The sequence below is a fragment of the Streptococcus sp. DAT741 genome (assembly GCF_009866825.1).
GTDB lineage: Bacteria > Bacillota > Bacilli > Lactobacillales > Streptococcaceae > Streptococcus > Streptococcus ruminantium.
The window spans coordinates 1,571,431-1,589,316 of the sequence record NZ_CP019557.1; the positions used below are offsets into that span (position 1 = coordinate 1,571,431).

Sequence of the window (17,886 nt, forward strand, 5' to 3'; positions counted from 1 at the left end):
CTTCCCTTTCTACAAGGCTTTCCAGTACATATCATACCAGATTTGACCCCCAAATTGTGACAAAGAAGGTCCCCTGTCTTCAAATTGATTCATCTCATAATAGCGCACTAAGTAATCCTTACAAGTTAGGGCAATCCCTTCAAATCCTGCTACAACAGCTACTTCTTTTAAAGCGGCTAAAAGCAGAGTTCCCACTCCTTGTCCTTTGTAAGAATCAGCTACAGAAAGACTTGCAATAGCAAGGTGCTTCCCTACAGGCAAAGTGTCTGCTGTCAGATAGAAAATATCATCTGTGACAACCGATGAATCTGACGGACACGAAAGAATAAAGCCAGCAAGCTCACCATCATTTTCCATAACGAGACAGGTCTGATCAAGACGATGGACATAGGTTGATAAAATGGATACAGCAATCTGCTCTTCAGCAGGAAAATTAGCCTGTTCTAGTGCAATCACCTGTTTCAAATCCCAAGGTTGGACAAAACGAATTTCCATATTACTCCCTCATATAGCGGAAAAACAGGGGCCATTGGCCTCCGTCTTTCTTGCTTATTGTACATTATTGGTAAGGTTTGACAATAGTTGTTCAAATGAATATTCATAGGACTGAATATCCCCAGCTCCCATAAATACATAAACTGCATTATCATGATCCAAAAGTGGTGATGTATTCTCAACGGTCACCAAGCCACCCTTTTTAGTGATTTTTGCTGCCAAGTCTTCCACTTTAACCTGCCCATTATCTGTTTCACGCGCCGAACCGTAGATTTGTGCTAGATAAACTGCATCCGCCCCATTCAAGGCCTCAGCAAATTCATCCAAAAGGGCAATAGTCCGAGTAAAGGTATGTGGTTGGAAGATAGCAACCAGCTCCTTACTAGGGTATTTCTGACGAGCAGCATCAATCGTTGCGATGATTTCTGTTGGATGATGAGCAAAATCATCAATAATCACGGTCTCATTGACAACTTTTTCAGTAAATCGGCGTTTTACCCCTCCAAAAGTCTTCAAGTGCTCTGCAACCAATGCCAAATCAAAACCAGCAATGTACAGATTAGCAATTACAGCGGTCGCATTCATCACATTGTGCTTGCCAAAGGTTGGTATCTGGAACTCTCCCAATTCTTTTGCACCGTAGCGAAGCTTAAACCGCGAACCACTTGTAGAGGGTTGCAAATCATAGGCAACAAAGTCATTGTGCTCTTCTAGGCCATAGTAGTAGATTGGTGCATTGGCTGTAATACGGCGAAGCTGCTCATCTTCTCCGAATACAAATAGACCTTTCTTCACTTGTTTGGCATAATCATTAAAGGCATTAAAGACATCTTCAAGGCTGGTAAAGTAGTCCGGATGATCAAAGTCAATATTGGTAATAATACTATATTCAGGATAGTAAGGCGCAAAATGGCGCTCATACTCATCTGATTCAAATACAAAATATTGTGCATTAGCCGATCCACGACCAGTTCCATCGCCAATCAAGAAAGAGGTATCGGTAATATTGCGCATAACATGAGCCAAGAGACCTGTCGTAGATGTTTTTCCATGAGCTCCTGCCACCCCTAGGCTGGTAAAATCTTTCATAAATTCACCAAGAAACTCATGGTAGCGTTTATAAGCGAACCCCTGTGTATCAGCATAGGCAATTTCCACATTGTTATCGGGACGAAAGGCGTTACCTGCAATCAATTCAACATCTGCTGTGATATTTTTCTCATCAAATGGCAAAATGCGAATCCCCGCTTGCTCAAGTCCTCGCTGAGTAAAGTAGTATTTATCCACATCACTTCCTTGAACCTTGTAGCCCATCTGGTGCAACATAAGAGCAAGTGCACTCATTCCTGATCCCTTAATCCCAATAAAATGATAGGTTTTTGTCATGTCATTCCTCTTCTATATGTGTCAAATTCAATTCTTGTGCCACTTGGCGGTCTCGCTGCTGTCTACGTTCAGGGTAGTTGTAAACCTGACTCTTTTTCAAGAAATCGTAAGAATTTTTCTTTACAGCCTGTTCTTGCCCCCTATCTTCTTTTTTCAAAGAGTACACTGCGGGCATGTCTGCCAAGATATAATCTGTCTGGCGGAGCTTGTCCGCCAAACGTGTCAATCGTCCTACCACTGGCTCAGTAGCTGGCACAACTGGTGGCTTGACCACAACTTTAGCTGGAGCAGGCTTCTCATCCCTTAGATAGGTAGCAGAACGCTTTCTCTTCAGATCCTCTCTAGCTTGCTCACGAGCTAATTGTCCTTGAGTCTTCAATGGTGAGGATTTTGATTTGGTAAAATTCTGAAGACGTTCCTTACGCGAATAATGGCTCGGTTTGACCTCAAAAAGAGGCGGTAAGAGCTCGTCTTCTGTCTGCATCACTGGCTTTGACTGCACAGCTCTTCCTGAATCAACAGACCGGATGAACTCCTTTTCCTGATAAGGTCCCCTGATATTGCTAATCAAGTCACTCTCATCATATAAACTCATAACTGGATTTTCTCCAACCAGTACTTCGTTGTCTGCAACTAGCGGAAATCTATTTTCTTGTCGAATCATAAGTCTTCCTTTCAAACTCTTATTATACCATATTTAGCTTTAGTTTGCCTAATACCCTCTGAAAATAAAGACTACACACTGTCACATAAATTCGTTAGTTTTCAACGAATCAAAGTATGTTTTATCTTATCCAGCTCGCAATCTATTTTACATCACCTGATAGTGTGTCTATGCTAAAGAAAATCGACAAGCTAATCAACACCTAAAATATCTCGAATGTCTTCAACCGTCAAATTAGCACGACTTTCATTTCCATCAAGAACCGTCTTGACGAGATTCTTCTTATTCTCTTGCAGATCTTGAATCTTTTCTTCAATTGTTCCCTTCGTAATTAAGCGATAGCATTCGACTGTATCCATCTGTCCCATCCTATGAGCACGACTGATAGCTTGTACTTCAACCGCTGGATTCCACCAGAGGTCAACGAGAATAACGGTGTCAGCTCCCGTTAGATTGAGACCGACCCCTCCAGCTTTTAAGGATATTAGGAAAGCATCCCGACTTCCTGCATTAAAAGCCTGTGTCATTTCCTGACGCTGCCGGGCAGATGTTGAACCGGTCAAGATATATGATGACATCCCCAAATCATCCAACTGACTCGCAATGTGCTCTAACATAGTTTTAAACTGTGAAAAAATCAATACCCGGTGTTCTCCATCTTTTAGCTGTAGTAGGAGCTCTTTTAGGCTGTTGAGTTTACCACTCTCCCCTCGAAAATCATCCATAAAAAGGCTAGGAGTGTCGCATATTTGCCGCAGACGAGTAATACCGGATAAGATTTCAATTTTACTTCGATTGATTTGGGCATCGTCTGCCCCCGCTATCCTAGCCTGCATTTGCTGAAGTTGTGCTAGATAGACAGCCTTCTGCTCATTCGTTAATTCATTGAGTACATTGACTTCAATCAAATCTGGCAATTCTTGAAGGACGGTTTCCTTTTGACGTCTAAGGACAAAAGGCTGAATGGCTCGCGCAATCTCTTTGGCACTTAATTTACCAAAGGCGTGCTTGGTTGGCAACAACCCCGGTAGAACAATTTGGAAAATGGACCATAATTCCGTCAGATGGTTTTCAATTGGTGTGCCCGAAAGGGCAAAACAGTTGCCAACCTCAAATTCCCGCAATAGCTGAGCGATTTTAGACTGGGCATTTTTCATAACTTGAGCCTCATCTAAAATCAGATAATCAAACTGTTTTTGCTTATAAAGGGAAACATCCTGTCTGAAGGACGGATAGGAAGTGACCATAATTTGGTGTTTTGCTGCAATCAAGGCCTCCCGTTGTTCCTTGGTTCCGTGAACAACTACCACATCTAGGTTGGGTGCAAACTTCTTGCATTCATCCTGCCAATTGTAGATCAAACTTGAAGGAGCCAAAATCAGAACCTTGGAGTCTTCTGTTAGGCGGCTGGTCAAAAAGGCGATTGCCTGTAGGGTCTTTCCTAATCCCATATCATCTGCCAGAATTCCCCCAAAACCGTAAGTGTCTAGCATGGAAAGCCACTTGACACCTGTCTGCTGGTAGTCTCTCAAAGGAACTATCACATCTAACTCAGGCAGAGGAAAATTATCTGGATTGGCCAAATAGGCCGCCATTTCCTGAAATTCCTTGGAAAAGCTAACCTGCTCAAAACCGGATAAAGATTGAGCTAATTGATAACCAGCCAAGGCGTGAACCTGAACTTGTCCTTGCTGACCAAAACGAGCTCGTAAATTGAGTAACGTTTGACTGATTTTCTTTGTTTCTTCATCGAAAACCAAAACTCTACCGCTTGAGCTGGTATAGTAATCCTCTTGATTCAATAAAGCTATGATGGCCTGGTCAATCTCTGCTTGCTCAATACCAGATAGATCAAAAGAAATATCCAAGAGCGAACCGTTGCGTACCACCTCTAGCTGTGGCTTGGCTTCAATCAATAAGGATTGAACAGCTTCTGCCAGATATACCTGTCCCATCTTTTGTAAAATAGGCAATTGCTGATGGAAAAACGGATAGAGCTCCTGCTGACTAAGCGCTGGTCGCTGGGCAAGGTATTTGCCACGAAAACCAGCCAGGCTAATAGCTTGATGAATCGATTCCAAATGCTGAAAATGACTAGCAAAAGGAAGCCGGGCTAAATCTTCCTCACTTCTTACCTTACGACCTGCAAAATCCAAAACCAATTGTAAGGTCAGGCTACCATTTTTCTCCATTTCAATATGGAACTCTGGTTCAAAGTCATGTATGATAAAACGCTTGGGCGCCTTAACGGTTCCGACTGTCTGCAAATCCAGCAAGCTAAGCGCCAAACGATCTTGATCTTGGAAATCTACTTGGACTTTCTTTAGGCCTGATTCGGTCGGAACAAGCTCAGACAGGTGGCGAATGAGAGTTTCCTGTTGGCGATGAACACTGTAAATCACACCATCCATCAGAAGATAACGTCCCTGAAAGAGCGAACGAATTGGTTTCTCATGAATTACCATCTCAATCATGTGAGTGTGAACAGTCACTTCAAAATGATAAAGCCCTGCCTTCGCCGTCAAAGGAAGAACCATTAAAGAATGATAGGTCTGCTGCTGGCAGGTGAAAGCAAAACCTTCCAATTGACATAGCAAACCGAGCCCCTCTTCAAAATAAGCCTGTGGAAGACGAAAATGCCGACCAAAGTGGATGAGAATGTTAGAGTCTAAACTAGCTTTTTCTGGCACCAAGGTCCAAAGAAAATCCAAAACTGCCTGACTGGATTCATCAAAATTCTCATAGAAAATCTGCTCATAATAGTTTTTCCCAATTTGGTACTGTCCACTGATTTTAACCAATCGTAGGAAGGCACCGATGTCTCGAATAATATACGAACGCTTATCTGGCAAGCGGATAATCTTTAAAGTCCAATCAATCTGGCGTTCATAAAGAAGGAGACTTCCCTCAACTGATAGCCGGTATTTGATACCTATTTCCGGTTTTGGACGCAAAATCTCATCCAAAAATAGACCACCAAAATAGGTTCGACGGACGGTTTCTTTATGATTTTTCCCCTCTTCTTTGAGAGATTGGCTCATATTTTTTCCTGAAGCATCATTTTTTAAAAAATATTCCGTGGCAGCTAGATGTTGACAGTAGCCCTTATTTTGGAACAACTGACAACTACACTGTAAATCACTGTCCTCATCTCCATAAACGAATCGTTCACCAGCAATGTCCAGTTCCATTTTCCCCTTCTCACTACGAAGGACTGTCAAGTGACCCGCCTCGTACAAATCAATTCCTTCTTGGCGAATCCGCCCCGGCATCATACGACTCATCCAAACTCCTTTCACCAACGCTAATCTCATAAATAATTATCTTTTCATTATAGCATATTTTTGGATTCAACAAAAATCAAATCAATTTAAATCTCTATAGCTGAAAGGAATAATAAGGCAAATGGGGACAGGGGAGACCCATTTCTCAGTCTCTAAAACTCCCACTGATCCGGTCAGTGTATGTGATATAAATCATTTTGACAGATGCTCTGTCTAAACACAAAAATACCAGTTCAAGACTGATGTTCTGGCTTACTTTTCCAATAATAGACTGTCACTTGCCACATTTTTCTCATTCGCCTAATTGTTCTCCACAGCCAATAAATAGCAACAGGAAGGAGAACCATAGCCATAGTTACCGTAAATAATTCCTTTCTTTTGAGGAAGTCGAAAAACAAATAGACAACTAAAAAGCCTATAAGAACCATGCACATGACATTAAATAAAATCCCTAGCCATCCCAACCAGTAGCGCACTCCGAAAGGTGGATGTTTTCTTTCGTCAAAATCAGGCAACTCCATCAACAACTCAAGAAGTAGCTCTCCTAAAATCTGCATATCACTCTCCATCCCTCATGTTTCGGTAGTATTGAGTTCGTCTTATCAGAATTTTTATGGTATGCCAACTCATAAACGTGAGACCAACCGCTACTCCTACAAAAAAGAAAAAGAACCAAACCAATTTCCGTTCAAGCTGATTATAGACCATGATGGAAGCACCAGTAAAAACAAGAAAGTAGGAAAGCAAGGTCAAGCCCATAAGCCAGATCCCTGAAAAAACACTTAACCAATAACGAAAACCAAAAGGCTTATATTCAGTAGCTTCATAATGAACTAAACGGAAGATAGCAGATGATAGCAGAATCAGTAAAATACGCCAAATAGAATTGTTCATCATGTTAGAACCTCCTTAATTTATTATAGCAAATCAAATAGGGATAATAAAGAAAAAGGAGGTTCTTTTCTCATGGCTAAAAAAGGAAGTAAATTTACAAAGTATCCACCTGAATTCAAAATACAAGTAGTCGAGGACTATCTTAGTGGGAAAAGTGGTGGTATGGACTCAATTGTAAAAAAGTATGGCTTGAAATCAAACAATCAAGTCCTCACATGGACTAGAAAATATCACGAAAATCCACAATTGCTCCACCAAGATTTAAGAGGTGCTAAATCAACTGGTCGCCCAAAATCAACCAATCTTGATGAAATGACAATAGAGGAACAGAATGCCTTTCTTCGTATGGAGAATGCGATTTTAAAAACCTTAAGGACTCTCCTCAGAAAGTGAGAAGAGTCCACCTTTATCAAGTCGTTGAACAATTAAAAGAACGTTATTCCATCTCCCGTTTATGTGCCTATTTGGGTTTCCCTAGGTCATCATACTACCTCTGGTTAAGCAATGGAAAACCTGAACACAAGCGGTTTAACCCTGACCTAGCACAGGTCATTACAGCTGTTTTTAATGAGACTCAGAAAGGTTATCGTTTCATTTGTTATCAACTGAGAAGACACTATCAACTTTCCCCTAATCCTAAAACTGTCTTGCGCTATATGCGTATTCTTGGTCACCAGTCTCCTATTCGGAAGAAGCGGTATCACTCCTGCACGCAACGAGAGATAAATGAAAAGGCAAGACACGTCCACTACAACGTGCTTGCCCGAAACTTTAAAGCAGAACGTCCTCTCCAGAAACTAACAACGGATGTCAGTTATGTTTACCACAAACAGGGAAGGATGTTCCTTAGCGTCATAAAAGATTGTTATGACAACTCTATTCTAGCATATACTCTTTCAGATTATAACGATAATCAGCTCGTTTTTGAAAACTTAGACCTCGTCTTCAATGAAAATTGGGATGCCACACACATTTGTGTCTTGCATTCTGATCAAGGTTTTCAGTACACCAACCAACTTTATCTCAGAAAACTAGATCAGTATGGTGTTACGATTTCCCATTCTGGAAAAGGGAATTGTTATGACAATGCTTCTTGTGAAAATTTCTTTTCCCATCTCAAGAGTGAGTCCTTACGACTCTTTCCTCCTAATAACAGAGATGAACTCAGCCAACAAATTAAAGAATACATGGACTGGTATAACTATGATAGACCACAAGAAATATTAAAAGGTATGACTCCTATGGAATTCAGGGAGTCATACCTTACTAACTAATATTCTTTTTTACACTGTCTATTTTAGACGGGGCTTGACAAGGTCTCCCTCTTTTTCTTTATTTCCGTTTACGGGCAATAAGATGAATAGGGGTTCCCTCAAAGACAAAAGCCTTGCGAATTTGGTTTTCCAGGAAACGCATGTAGGAAAAATGCATAAGTTCTTCTTCATTGACAAAGACTACAAAAGTTGGCGGCTTAGTAGCAACCTGTGTCGCATAAAAAATCTTGAGACGCTTACCCTTATCGGTCGGAGTTGGATTGATAGCAATGGCATCCATGATGACATCATTCAATACTGCTGACGGGATACGAGTATTCTGGCTTTCACTGATAGCCTTTATCATCTCTGGTAATTTGTGTAGGCGTTGCTTAGTAAGTGCTGATACAAAAATAATCGGTGCGTAAGACAAATATTGGAACTGATCACGAATATCATCTTCCCAACGCTTCATTGTATGGTTGTCTTTTTCAAGTGTATCCCACTTGTTAACCACAATAATTATACCTTTCCCAGCCTCATGAGCAAAACCAGCAATCCGCTTGTCATATTCACGAATACCTTCTTCTGCATTGATCACCATCAGTATAACATCCGAACGCTCAATGGCACGCATAGCGCGCATAACAGAATACTTCTCTGTATTTTCATAAACCTTGCCAGACTTACGCATACCCGCTGTGTCAATCATGGTGAACTCTTGACCTTCTGAATCTGTAAAATGCGTATCAATAGCATCACGGGTCGTTCCAGCTACAGGCGAAGCAATCACACGCTCCTCGCCCAAGATAGCATTGATCAAACTTGACTTACCAACATTGGGACGTCCGATTAGACTAAACTTGATAATATCTGGATTTTCCTCCACCTCTTTGTTCGGCAAGTTTTCAATGATTGCATCCAGAACATCCCCCGTACCAATACCGTGGACGGAAGATACAGGATACGGATCCCCAAGACCGAGTGAATAAAAATCGTAAATCTCATTTCGCATCTCAGGATTGTCTACCTTGTTAACCACAAGGATGATTGGCTTGTTGGTCTTATAGAGAATACGAGAGACATACTCATCAGCATCCGTCACACCTTCTTTTCCTGATACAACAAAGACGATGACATCCGCCTCATCCATAGCGATTTCCGCCTGGTGCTTGATCTGCTCCATGAAAGGAGCAGCAACGTCATCAATACCTCCTGTATCAATCAAAGAGAACTTACAGTTGAGCCACTCACCAGTGGCATAGATACGGTCACGGGTCACGCCTTCTACATCTTCTACAATGGAAATACGTTCACCCGCGATACGGTTAAACAGTGTTGATTTACCAACGTTGGGACGTCCAACGATAGCAATAGTTGGTAGAGCCATAGCTCCTCCTCTTCTTACATTCAAATTTTATACAATCAGCCACCCATCAATGAGCAGCAACAATTCTCATTCGACCTAAACTGTTATTACCTCAACTTATTTTCAGCATTAGTCTCCACAATAGAGGAATTATCGGACATCTAAAAAAGATAAAGCGACGTTTTGTCCAATAAATGCCTGATAACTAGAGTTTGCTAATCCAATGAGATACTCAAATCGTCTACTACAAAAGTTTGTTTTTCTCTAAAATAGCACGTGTTTCTGGCTGCTCTGCTTGTCCAAATTGCATTACCATTCGCTCAGACCAAGTTTGTGCCTGGCGTGCTCCTGCGTAAGCTGTCTGTACACGATTATAGGCTTCAATAGCTTTCACACCTTGCTCTATATATTCTTCTTGAAAGACAATAGAATCTGCCTCCAAGCGCGGTTTAACAGGATGATTTTGAGCTGGACATCCCAGAGCAATACAAAAAATCGGATAGGTATAATCTGGCAGGCTAAATAGCTCTGCTATATCCAGAGCCTTATGACGAATCATGCCGATAAAGACCCCTCCATAACCTAGACTTTCTGCTGCCAAAAGGGCATTTTGTCCTGCTAGCGAAGCATCAACCGATGAAATCAAAAGGTTTTCCGTTCCCTTAGCGTCAAAATTCGCTCCATGCAACTGAGCTGCCTTACTAGCACGGTTGTGGTCTCCAACAAAAACCAAAATAGCCTGAGCCTGCAAAATAGCTGGCTGGGGTACTAGATTATAAAGAGACTGCTTTTTAGTTTCAGACTGAACCACAATGATGGAATAAGATTGCAAATTCTTCCAGCTAGAGGCTGCCCGCCCCGCTGTGATAATCATGTCCAAATGCTCCTTCGAAATCGCTTCTTCTGTAAAGCGCCGAACTGAGCTATGGGACAACATCAAATCAATTGTTTCATTCATCGGCGATTATTTCCCTTCAAATGTAAATCTCGTGCTAGATAGCGAATACGCTCCATCACACGCTTGGCTTGCCAAGTTTCATCTCCAGACTTTCCTGATGCGAAGTGTCGTTCCAACTCTATAAGTGAAAAATTAGAGGTGAAAAAAGTCGGCAAATTTTCCTGCATACGATACTGGAGGATGACCTGCAACACGTCATCACGAACCCATGGACTATGCTGTTCTGCACCAATATCATCCAAAACCAAGACTTGAGCCATCTTGATTTCATCAATTCTTTCCTTGACAGAGCCATCTTTAATGGCATTTTTAATATCCACCACAAAGGTAGGATAATGAAGCATGGTGGTAGACTGAAGATGGGTCTTGGACAATAGATTGGCCAGATAAGCCATCAAGTAACTCTTTCCTATTCCAAAATTGCCATAGATATAGAGAGCTTTCGGTTTTTCCTCAAAATGCTTCACAAAATCTGTAATCGCCAGCATTACCTCAACTCGATTTTCATCGTTTTTATCAATATCTGCGACAGTAATATTCTTGAGGCTCGCTGGCATATTGATTAGCTGAATACGGTTCTTAATAGCCTCTAATCGGCGATATTCGACCAATTCCTCTGTTTCAAGATAAGAAACATCTGCATAACCCTCGTTCATAATGAGCACAGGCTGGTACCCTTTAGCAATATAAGCTTCGTCCTGTTGAACAAAAAGGTCCCGCTGACTAATATATTCCAAAAATTTTGAAATGGATAGATTGATTTCCTCTTGGGTCAAGCCTTCCTTTCTGATAAAAGCAGCTACTTCTGCATCATTCACAATCTCTTGATAGAGTTGCTGGTAGGATTTGGGATTGCTATAATTAGCTTGGGGTAGTCGATCTTGTACTGATTTCATCAGCCACCTCCTTTGGTTTCCATTTCTTCTAATTCACGATAAAGAGCAGCTAGCTTTGCCTGGCCTTCTTGCGTTTGTCCCTGCTGAACTTCTTCCTTGCTCCATTCGGGGATATTTGTCTTTTGTGGTTTGCTCACTCTGGTGGCCTGGCCTGCTTTCAACTCTCTCAGATAAAGAACTGCTGCTTCCGCACTAGCAAGGCCTTTGTAAGAAAAGTCATTGCCCAACTTCATGGCATATTTTTCATTTAGGTTGGCAGAATCCACCTTGTTAAAAGTATAAAGTAGTAAGACATTGATGACCTCATCTAGTAATCCCAGATTGGCTAAGTCTGTCAAACACTTCCGCTCTGCCATTGTCACCGCTGCCCTTCTATGGTCTTTAAGAACTGAAAGAAAGATTAGACTAGATTTAGCCTTGGCCTCCCGAACAATGGCTTTTTCTTTTGCCGTTAGACTGCCATTTTCTAAGGAAAAAGATTGGCGTGACTGCTGCAACCGTTTGGTTGAGATAGTTTGACCGATAGCTGTCGCCTTCGCCTGACGATAGGTTTCCAACCAAGTCCACCCTGCCTGCTCTGCTATGTAACTAAGAGCGATAATATCCTCTGTTTCATTTTGAAAAAGAAGCTTATCTCTAGCCATTAGAGCCTTAAAGGCTGACCAATCAAAATCAGGTTGGCTCTCATAAATAGCTGGTACTTGTCCGTCCAATGTAAAAACATCAGAAAAGGCTTTAGAGATATTTTGTTCCTGATTTGGTAACTGATTCATCAACCTCTCTAGACTCAGTTCCCCAATTCGTTTTGCTAATAAATGCTTATACAAAGGCTTGGCTAGAAAGCTTTTAACTGACAGAGGAGCTTGCAGCGAAAGTCCTATCAAATCATCCAACTGATAAAGTTCCAAGAGTCCCATAGCAGTCAGAATATCCAGAGCCTGCTCCAGCCGATTCATCCCCAAATTCATATGATTAAGGATGCTAGTCCATTTGTAACGTCCCTGTCCTTGATCTGCAAAGCTATAGAGATGGTAATAAAGAGCTAGAGCATCAAAGCCAATAATGGGCTGGTAACAGCGACTGAGACTGATAATATCTGGGGTAAAAGAACTGGTTTTGATATAGGAAAATAGATCATTTGGCTTCATGATATCAACCCGATTTCACCTTACTACCTTTGGAAATCATCTGTTTGAGCAGATTTTCCAATTCTTCCACATCCTTGAAGGAACGGTAAACTGACGCAAAACGTACGTAGGTAATCTCATCCAGCTCAACCAATTCTTCCATCACCAAATTCCCGATTACATCAGACTCAATTTCATTGTCCCCTTGGGCTCGAACTTTCTGTTCGATCCGACTAACTACTTCATCAATATCATCAGTTGACACAGGCCGCTTTTGAGCAGAGCGAATAATTCCATTGAAAATTTTCTCACGAGAAAACTGCTCTCTTGTGCCATCCTTCTTGACAACAACTAAGGTTTTTTCTTCAATCCGTTCATAGGTGGTAAAACGCTGACCACATTGATCACAGGAACGGCGACGACGAATGGTATTGCCATCTTCAGCCTGACGACTATCAATGACACTTGATTTCAAACTCTGACATTTTGGACAACGCATACTCTTACTCCTACATAAACTTTATCAACTCAGTATAGCACAAAAATACTAAAATTAAAAGAAAGCGAGAAACTACTCGCCTTCCAAATTCATTTCATTTTGTTTCTTCAATCGCATGGTAACCCACTCTCGTATTAGACGGTAAATAACTGCAAAGATCGGAGTAAAAAAGATCATTCCTAATAGACCAAATAAATTACCACCTATGAGAGCAGCAGCTAAGGTAAACAGGGTTGGTAAACCAACAGACTGTCCAACGACACGAGGATAGATGACATTTCCTTCGATCAATTGAATCAATTGGAACAAAGCAATTGACCACAGAGCCAGCAAAGGATTTTGCACCGCAACAAAAAGAGCACTAATCAAACAAGCTGACAAAGGACCGATATAAGGAACAAAGGATAGGACACCAGCTAAAATACCTGCCATACTAGCGTAAGGTATACCCGAAAAAGAATAACTCACAAAAACAAGAGTTCCGATAATGCAGGCTTCGACAATCTGACTCATCAAAAATTTATCATAGGTATCAACGATCACTTCACCAATATAATTCACAATCTTAACTGCCTTTGCTGGCAAGATAGCTTGTAAAAATTTTCTAGCCATATTTTGCAAATGCTCCTTGCTCCCCAGAATGGCAAGAGTGAAGAAGAAAGCGATCACCAATGTCATTGTATTTGAGAAGAGACCTGTCACATTAGAAACTAAGCCAGATAGGATTGGAGTAACCAAACCAGAAATAAAGGTCAGATTTTTTAATTGATTCAGAAAACCAATGATTTGATCCCCAATTTTGCCTGACAAAAGACCATTAGAACCCAAAAAATTTGTCAGGGCATTCACTGATTTTGGAATCGCAGTGCTGCTAACCGAAACCAACTCCGATACAGTCGTTACCAAGGTAGGAAGAACGATAACAACCAAGACTGTGACAATCAAGGCAAAACTAATGAGAACTCCAACAATGGCCAAGGAGCGCTTAGACTTCTTGAGGAAAGTAATTTTCTCAAGCTGATCCTCTAATTTCTTCATAGGCACGTTGAGAATAAAAGCAATGATGGCACCAATAAACAACGAATTCATACTACCGAGTAACTGTTGAGCAGCACCGTAAATACTTGACCAATTTAAAACTGCTAGTAAGGTGACACCAGCTAACACTATCAATATAACTTTTTCCTTAAATGATGAGTTCATATCTTTTCCCGTCCCTATTTACTAGACACTATTCTATCACATGCCAATAGAAAAAGAAAGAAACTAGAGTTCAAATGTAAAAAGTTACCGATAGTCAAAATGTCCTCTACTGTTTGCTTTCCCCTTATATGTCACAAGACCTCCCCAAAGAACGAGCAGGAGAAAATCTTTTCTTCAGTCTATATCACAAATGTAATAGCATCAATAGGAAGATGCATGTCATAGATGCAGCAAATACCTGAGAATAAGCAAATCTTTCGAGATTTTTATGGTACTTTCAACCAGCCCTAGCACTTACCCTTATCATCTAATCATGAGAGGGGGATCTCAAATGTGATTCCAAACTAATGCTTGAAAAGGTGACTCGAAAATACCATCTCTGGTTGCATACATTTTCGGACGGTCAATTCAGTATTTGTGTGACCGCACAATAAAAGACTCCGCTTCAGAGTCTTTTATTCTTCATTTAATCACGCATGGCATAGCCAACACCGCGAACTGTTTTGATATAAGACTCCTGATTGGGTAAGTCTAATTTCCCTCGTAAATAACGAATATAAACATCTACTACATTCGTTTCAGAGGCAGCTTCATATTTCCAAACTCGCTCTAAGAGCTGCTCCCGACTGACCGCTTCAGGACTATTCATCAAGGTTGCTAGTAAATCGTATTCACGGCGGGTTAGATTGATTAACTCATCCCCACGCGTTACCGTCCGATTTTGAAAATCAACCTTTAAATCCCGATAAGCAGCGTGCAAATGAACCTGCTTGCAGTGATTATCAATAAAGTCTCGACCACGAAAAATAGCGGAAATTTGCTCTACCAAGTCACTGATAACAAAAGGTTTCACCACATAGGATACAGCATAGGCCAATACTTCCTCACCATGCTGGGACACATCCGCAGGATCCATTGCTACAATCATGACCGTTGCAGGCTTCATTGCCAGCAACTCCTTGGCTAATTCCTTACTAGACATATCTGATAGCTGAAAACTCATCAGAATTAAGTCAAAATCTGTTTCATGAGCCAAAGACAGGGCTTCCTTTCCGGTTGACACATAGTCCACAAGGTAATCCTTTTTTTGCAATTCCATAGAAACAAAATGCGATAGATTGCGCTCTTTTCCAGCAATCAAAATTTTCTTAGCCATTGCTCATCCTTTTTTATTCTTTAAAACGGGCTAGGAATCATACCATGACCAGAAAGATAGGCGCTCACACACCTATCTATTCTTACTACTCAGTCAAAATCAATAATAAACGCTCCACTCATTTTTTAATTGTTGAAACACAGTCAGCTATTCATAGTTGGATATACACTACTCTAATGGAGTGGACTAGTAGGCCAATCAAACACTTCCATCAGCATAACCTGATACTAAAAATTGAAATCGCCCCCTTAATCTCCAGCGTCTAAACTTGAGGAAGTAAGGAGACAATTCTCTAGCCTACTCCTTTGACAAAGTCTAAGAGACTATTGATGATAAAAATGAAGGGAGAGACATTCCATACACTTGTTTCAAATGAACAGCTGAAATTCTGCACTAAAATGAGCATTCATACTGTTGATTTTCAAAGAGTATTAGTTTGATTCACTATACCAGTCATAGTGGAAGATACCCTCTTTATCCTTACGGTTGTAAGTATGGGCACCGAAGTAGTCACGTTGTGCCTGAATCAAATTCGCTGGCAAGTTTTCAGCACGGTAACTATCAAAGTAAGTAATTGCTGCTGAGAAGGTCGGAACAGGAACCCCTGCTTGAACTGCTAAGGCAACTACATCACGGACAGCTTGCTGGTATTTAGCTGTAACATCAAGGAAGTATTCATCCAAGAGTAAGTTTGCCAAGTCCTCATCACGACCATAAGCATCTGTGATTTTTTGCAAGAAGCGAGCACGGATAATACAGCCGGCGCGCCAGATTTTTGCAATCTCTCCAAATGGCAAATTCCAATTGTTTTCTTTAGAAGCTACGCGCAATTGGGCAAAACCTTGTGCATAAGACATGATTTTTGAAAAGTAGAGAGCTTGACGGATTTTTTCTACCAACTCAACCTTGTCACCTTCGTAGGTAAATGGAGCTGGCTTTGGAAGAATCTTGCTAGCTACCACACGCTCCTCTTTATACGTAGAAATGTAGCGAGCAAATACTGATTCTGTAATCAATGACAGTGGCACACCCAAATCCAGTGATGATTGACTCGTCCATTTACCTGTCCCTTTGTTACCAGCAGCATCTAAAATATAATCAACAATTGGACCATCTTGTCCCTGATCGTCTTTGCGTTTTAGAATGTCTGCTGTAATTTCAATCAAGTAACTGTCCAATTCACCTTGATTCCACTCAGTGAAAATAGTTGCCATTTCATCAACAGATAACCCCAACAAATGTTGCATAAGATCATACGACTCAGCAATCAACTGCATATCGCCATACTCAATACCATTGTGCACCATCTTCACATAGTGACCCGCTCCATCTGGACCAATATAAGTCACACAAGGTACGCCATCCTCTGGAGCCTTTGCTGAAATTTCTTCCAAAACATCTGCTACCAATTCATAGGCTTCTTTTTGACCGCCAGGCATGATAGACGGACCTTCAAGAGCACCTTTTTCCCCACCAGATACACCTGTACCGATGAAGTTGATACCTGAGTTTGCCAAATCTTTTGAACGACGGATCGTATCTTCATAGAAGGTATTACCACCATCAATCAAGATATCCCCTTCATCCAGATGCGGTAAAAGAGCTTGGATAGTGGCATCCGTACCGGGTCCCGCTTGAACCATCAGCATAATGCGACGCGGTTTTTCAATGGAAGCTACAAAACTCTCCACATCATAACTTGGAATCAAGTTTTTTCCTGGATTACTTGCAATAACATCCTCTGTTTTGTCCGCAGAACGGTTATAAATGGCTACTGAGTAACCACGTGATTCAACATTAAGCGCGAGGTTACGTCCCATAACAGCCATACCCACAACACCAAAATTTGCTTTTGTCATTCACTTACTCCTCTAGTTAATATCTCTTTCATTATACATTGAAAATTGAAAATCGACAAGAATTTTCTGATAATTTAACCACTTAATAATCAATAAAAATCAAAAATTGACCGATTCCTGACTACCAGGAAATTGTTGGGATTCAGAGATAAAGCGAACAATGTTCGCTTTCAAGTTAAAAATAGAACTCCACCACTCCCTATTTCTCAAGTAGGAAACCATCCAATTCACCGGAACTAATACCACTAAGGTAGGAAATCCTGTCCTGTTTTGACTTTCACAAAGTTAAACTATTTAGACTCTTCCTCATCCTCAAATAGTCCCTGCAATTGAGCAAAAGGACTATTGGCTTCTTTTTTCTCCTGTGTTTTTTGATGGAAAGTCTCTTCTGTCATCAGCACCCAAGACCGCCCAGAAGGTAGGTTTGTTCCTGCCTCTTCTTCTGGTGTCAAAACCTTGATTGGGATATTAAGCAAAATGTTATCCGCTACACTTTCTTCCAAAACAATGCGATCCTCTTCTACCACAAGAACCATGTCCTCATCAATCAAATCCTGTTGCTTGAGAATAGCTTCATTTGCAACAAATATCTCATTTACCTGCTGTACTTCATTCAATACTACAGGTTCTAAGGATCGACTAGAAGCTAGTGTAATATCATAAGCCATCCGATAATCTAGGAAAAAGAAACCCGATTCAAAGCGGATATTCCCATTCACCTGAACAGGAGACAGACCTAAAATCTCCCTGTTTCGTCCTTGCAATTCTTCCTGCAAGTCCAAGGTTTTATCAAAGGAAATTCCTTCTGGAATCCTCTGAATATCGTAAATATGAAACATACTA

General features: G+C 41.0%; 17 protein-coding genes. 2 read left to right on the forward strand and 15 right to left on the reverse strand.

Going from position 1 to position 17,886, the window contains the following annotated elements:
* Positions 1 to 9 precede the first annotated feature (9 nt).
* The 6 genes from BZG42_RS07430 to BZG42_RS07455 all read right to left on the reverse strand — a co-directional run bounded on the left by BZG42_RS07430 (position 10) and on the right by BZG42_RS07455 (position 6,726).
* Entirely contained in the window at positions 10 to 495 is a 486-nt protein-coding gene (locus BZG42_RS07430; protein ID WP_120172045.1) for a GNAT family N-acetyltransferase, read from the reverse strand.
* 54 nt (positions 496 to 549) lie between these two features.
* Positions 550 to 1,881, reverse strand: a complete 1,332-nt coding sequence (gene murC / locus BZG42_RS07435; protein WP_155964247.1) for a UDP-N-acetylmuramate--L-alanine ligase — start codon at positions 1,879 to 1,881, stop codon at positions 550 to 552.
* 1 nt (position 1,882) lies between these two features.
* Positions 1,883 to 2,545, reverse strand: a complete 663-nt coding sequence (locus BZG42_RS07440) for a hypothetical protein (RefSeq protein WP_024533129.1) — start codon at positions 2,543 to 2,545, stop codon at positions 1,883 to 1,885.
* Between the two features lie 191 nt (positions 2,546 to 2,736).
* Positions 2,737 to 5,829 (reverse strand): SNF2-related protein, encoded by a 3,093-nt coding sequence (locus tag BZG42_RS07445; RefSeq protein WP_155996395.1) that lies wholly within the window; start codon positions 5,827 to 5,829, stop codon positions 2,737 to 2,739.
* A 233-nt stretch (positions 5,830 to 6,062) separates the two neighbouring features.
* On the reverse strand, positions 6,063 to 6,386 hold the full coding sequence (locus tag BZG42_RS07450; RefSeq protein WP_120172048.1) for a hypothetical protein: 324 nt from the start codon (positions 6,384 to 6,386) through the stop codon (positions 6,063 to 6,065).
* 1 nt (position 6,387) lies between these two features.
* Positions 6,388 to 6,726 carry an MFS transporter gene (locus BZG42_RS07455; protein ID WP_120172049.1) on the reverse strand — a complete coding sequence of 113 codons (339 nt, stop codon included), beginning with the start codon at positions 6,724 to 6,726 and terminating at the stop codon, positions 6,388 to 6,390.
* A gap of 69 nt (positions 6,727 to 6,795) precedes the next feature.
* Here BZG42_RS07455 and BZG42_RS07460 point away from each other — a divergent pair, with 69 nt between their 5' ends.
* Both BZG42_RS07460 and BZG42_RS07465 read left to right on the forward strand, forming a co-directional pair.
* Positions 6,796 to 7,116 carry a transposase gene (locus BZG42_RS07460; RefSeq protein WP_155996381.1) on the forward strand — a complete coding sequence of 107 codons (321 nt, stop codon included), beginning with the start codon at positions 6,796 to 6,798 and terminating at the stop codon, positions 7,114 to 7,116.
* On the forward strand, positions 7,113 to 7,997 hold the full coding sequence (locus tag BZG42_RS07465) for an IS3 family transposase (RefSeq protein WP_155996379.1): 885 nt from the start codon (positions 7,113 to 7,115) through the stop codon (positions 7,995 to 7,997). Before BZG42_RS07460 ends, BZG42_RS07465 begins: the two co-directional genes overlap by 4 nt.
* Positions 7,998 to 8,055: 58 nt before the next feature.
* Here BZG42_RS07465 and der read toward each other — a convergent pair whose 3' ends face one another.
* From der to BZG42_RS07510, 9 genes are all read right to left on the reverse strand, one after another.
* Entirely contained in the window at positions 8,056 to 9,366 is a 1,311-nt protein-coding gene (der, locus tag BZG42_RS07470; protein WP_155996377.1) for a ribosome biogenesis GTPase Der, read from the reverse strand.
* 223 nt (positions 9,367 to 9,589) lie between these two features.
* Entirely contained in the window at positions 9,590 to 10,303 is a 714-nt protein-coding gene (locus tag BZG42_RS07475) for a nitroreductase family protein (protein WP_165437179.1), read from the reverse strand.
* The gene (gene dnaI / locus BZG42_RS07480) at positions 10,300 to 11,199 is read right to left on the reverse strand and encodes a primosomal protein DnaI (RefSeq protein WP_024532838.1); all 900 of its coding nucleotides are present in this window, start codon (positions 11,197 to 11,199) and stop codon (positions 10,300 to 10,302) included. Before dnaI ends, BZG42_RS07475 begins: the two co-directional genes overlap by 4 nt.
* Complete coding sequence (locus tag BZG42_RS07485) at positions 11,199 to 12,347, reverse strand: replication initiation/membrane attachment protein (RefSeq protein ID WP_155964995.1); 1,149 nt, start codon at positions 12,345 to 12,347, stop codon at positions 11,199 to 11,201. The genes dnaI and BZG42_RS07485 overlap by 1 nt, the downstream gene beginning before the upstream one ends.
* A gap of 4 nt (positions 12,348 to 12,351) precedes the next feature.
* Positions 12,352 to 12,825 (reverse strand): transcriptional regulator NrdR, encoded by a 474-nt coding sequence (gene nrdR / locus BZG42_RS07490; RefSeq protein ID WP_024532840.1) that lies wholly within the window; start codon positions 12,823 to 12,825, stop codon positions 12,352 to 12,354.
* A 72-nt stretch (positions 12,826 to 12,897) separates the two neighbouring features.
* On the reverse strand, positions 12,898 to 14,028 hold the full coding sequence (locus BZG42_RS07495) for an AI-2E family transporter (RefSeq protein ID WP_024532841.1): 1,131 nt from the start codon (positions 14,026 to 14,028) through the stop codon (positions 12,898 to 12,900).
* A gap of 466 nt (positions 14,029 to 14,494) precedes the next feature.
* Positions 14,495 to 15,184: a response regulator transcription factor gene (locus BZG42_RS07500; RefSeq protein WP_024532842.1), complete on the reverse strand. Its 690-nt coding sequence runs from the start codon at positions 15,182 to 15,184 to the stop codon at positions 14,495 to 14,497.
* Positions 15,185 to 15,615: 431 nt separating this feature from the next.
* Positions 15,616 to 17,043: an NADP-dependent phosphogluconate dehydrogenase gene (gndA, locus tag BZG42_RS07505; protein ID WP_155996375.1), complete on the reverse strand. Its 1,428-nt coding sequence runs from the start codon at positions 17,041 to 17,043 to the stop codon at positions 15,616 to 15,618.
* Between the two features lie 290 nt (positions 17,044 to 17,333).
* A complete protein-coding gene (locus BZG42_RS07510) occupies positions 17,334 to 17,882 on the reverse strand; it encodes a YceD family protein (RefSeq protein ID WP_155964255.1) in 549 nt (182 codons plus the stop codon).
* Positions 17,883 to 17,886: the final 4 nt, after the last annotated feature.